The sequence below is a fragment of the uncultured Campylobacter sp. genome (assembly GCF_938031315.1).
Taxonomy (GTDB): domain Bacteria; phylum Campylobacterota; class Campylobacteria; order Campylobacterales; family Campylobacteraceae; genus Campylobacter_B.
Window position 1 is genome coordinate 1 of record NZ_CALHHT010000208.1, and the last position, 2,086, is coordinate 2,086.

The following is a 2,086-nucleotide window of genomic DNA, read 5'->3' on the forward strand; positions in this document are numbered from 1 at the left end:
GCTAGATTATCGCTTAGCCCCGCGGTAGAATTCCATCCCGTTGGGAATTGAAACCTCCAGCGACGGCTTTTTAAAATTTGGCGATCTGGGTAGAATTCCATCCCGTTGGGAATTGAAACTGGCCGTAGCTCTTGCGGTAGGTTTTCCGCTTGCTGTAGAATTCCATCCCGTTGGGAATTGAAACATGAGCTGGTACCGAAGTCTCGCTATATTCTAATCGTAGAATTCCATCCCGTTGGGAATTGAAACTAACGATGATAAGCTAAAAGACGGCTTAAATAGGGTAGAATTCCATCCCGTTGGGAATTGAAACCGCGTAATGCCGATACGGGCGAGTTTCATCCGCATTGTAGAATTCCATCTCGTTGGGAATTGAAACTTCTGCCACTGCATTTTATAGCGTCCCGCAGGGATGTGGAATAATTCTATCCTTTGGGAATTGAAACGCCTAAATGGGCTTATTGCACGATTCGCGTAGGAGGTAGAATTTATCTTGTTGAAATCAAATCGGATTTACGCGATACGCCTTTTGCGGCGGGAATGGATAGAATTCTCATCTCGCTATAAAATTTAAAAAGATTAGTTATGGCTGGGATAGGATACAACATGGGGTACTTATATGAAATTCATTCGGTTTTAATTCACCTACTAAATATGTTAAATTTATGGGTTACGAATGAAATTTTGGAGTTACTCACAAATTAAAATTTTAACGAACTGTATATTTGCCGCAATATAAATAAATTTAAATGCAACTCATTTAATAGCAATTCAAAATATTTGTAAAAATGCACGCCAGGGATCTTAAAAGCTAGGTTAAAGAAGGAATTCTGCATTAATTTTAATTAAATACGCTACAAATTTAAGATCATGTGTCAAAGTTAGAATTTAAAATTAAATTAGATGATACCAAAGAGGCAGAAAGATAGAAAAATTTTTATAAAGCAGAATTCGGTAGCATCCTCTGAAACTGCAAAACAAAGAATATCGGCGTGGTCGTCATAAAAAGGAAAAATCATCTAAATTTAATGGATGTTACCGCCTTTGTCACATAAAGTATAATAAATAAATGCCTCCGCCAGTTATTTTTTAAAATTTTTAAAAAATTTCTTCAAAAGCGCCTTGTAAAAGATCGCGAATTTCGACTCTTTTTTCTCATAAATCACGCGAAAGATGCCCTGTAGATCCAGCTTTTCTTGCAAAGTAATGTTTTGCACTCTACTCTCCTATAAGTTTTTTTATCTTATGCAGCACAAACGCAGCGTCGTCGCTATCGAGCTCGCACAACATCTGGCATATCGCGGTCGCGGCCTGCGGCTTGGTCGTGCCCAAGCGCCAGTCCTGATACGTCCGCATCGACACGCCTAACCTCTGCGCCATTGCGGCATGGGAGATCTTTTTGCCGTTGTTTTTGGCTTCGACGGCATTGTGCAAAATGTTGAATATATCGCTCGTTTCTAACATATGAAAATTATACAAATTTATTCGTTAATTATACATAAAATCGTATAAAATGAATAAAAATCGTGTTATTCATAAGTAAAAATAGCAAAACACTTCGTTTATCCGTGTGAATTATACAGAATACTGCATAAAATAAACATAAAATTTTATAAAATTTTGCATATTATGCCGTAAAGACGAACCGACTTGCGCAAATAGGTGTCTTATCGATCGGCACATTAAATTTTAACCGGGATAGATGAAATTTTAATATCGAAGCTTTTGGGATTTGATTTTTTGATAGGTTCTGGCAGCAATTACAAACAAGATGGAATTTTACCCTATGCCGAGCCATATCTGCCGGCACAAAGAGCGTTTCAACTCCTAGCGGAATAGAATTCTACGGAAAGGCGATGAATGCGGGATATGTGAGTTTCGCATTTCAATTCCCATTGGGAATTGAAATACTCTATTTAAAATCTCATTTTCCCTCTCCCATAGTAGTATTTTATAGAATTTACCAAGCCAAATCCTGCTCGATAAAATTTTTACCAAATAAAATTCTGGGCTTTAAATTTTAAAATTTATTGAGTGTAATTCCGCATTTCAGAGCTTAGAATTTTAAATTTAAGAAGCAGCGACT

General features: G+C 37.1%; 2 protein-coding genes and 1 CRISPR repeat array. Both genes read right to left on the reverse strand.

Going from position 1 to position 2,086, the window contains the following annotated elements; genetic code table 11:
• Nucleotides 1-24 precede the first annotated feature (24 nt).
• Nucleotides 25-446: a CRISPR direct-repeat array (repeat unit 30 nt; unit sequence GTAGAATTCCATCCCGTTGGGAATTGAAAC).
• A gap of 636 nt (nt 447-1,082) precedes the next feature.
• On the reverse strand, nt 1,083-1,217 hold the full coding sequence (locus Q0236_RS05280; RefSeq protein ID WP_297915805.1) for a hypothetical protein: 135 nt from the start codon (nt 1,215-1,217) through the stop codon (nt 1,083-1,085).
• Between the two features lies 1 nt (nt 1,218).
• Nucleotides 1,219-1,464, reverse strand: coding sequence for a helix-turn-helix transcriptional regulator (locus Q0236_RS05285; protein ID WP_040303199.1), 246 nt, complete (start codon nt 1,462-1,464; stop codon nt 1,219-1,221).
• Nucleotides 1,465-2,086: the final 622 nt, after the last annotated feature.

Coding starts and splice junctions, on each gene's coding strand:
- Q0236_RS05285 (WP_040303199.1), bottom strand. CDS start 1,464: ATGTTAGAAACGAGCGATATATTCAACATTTTGCACAATGCCGTCGAA.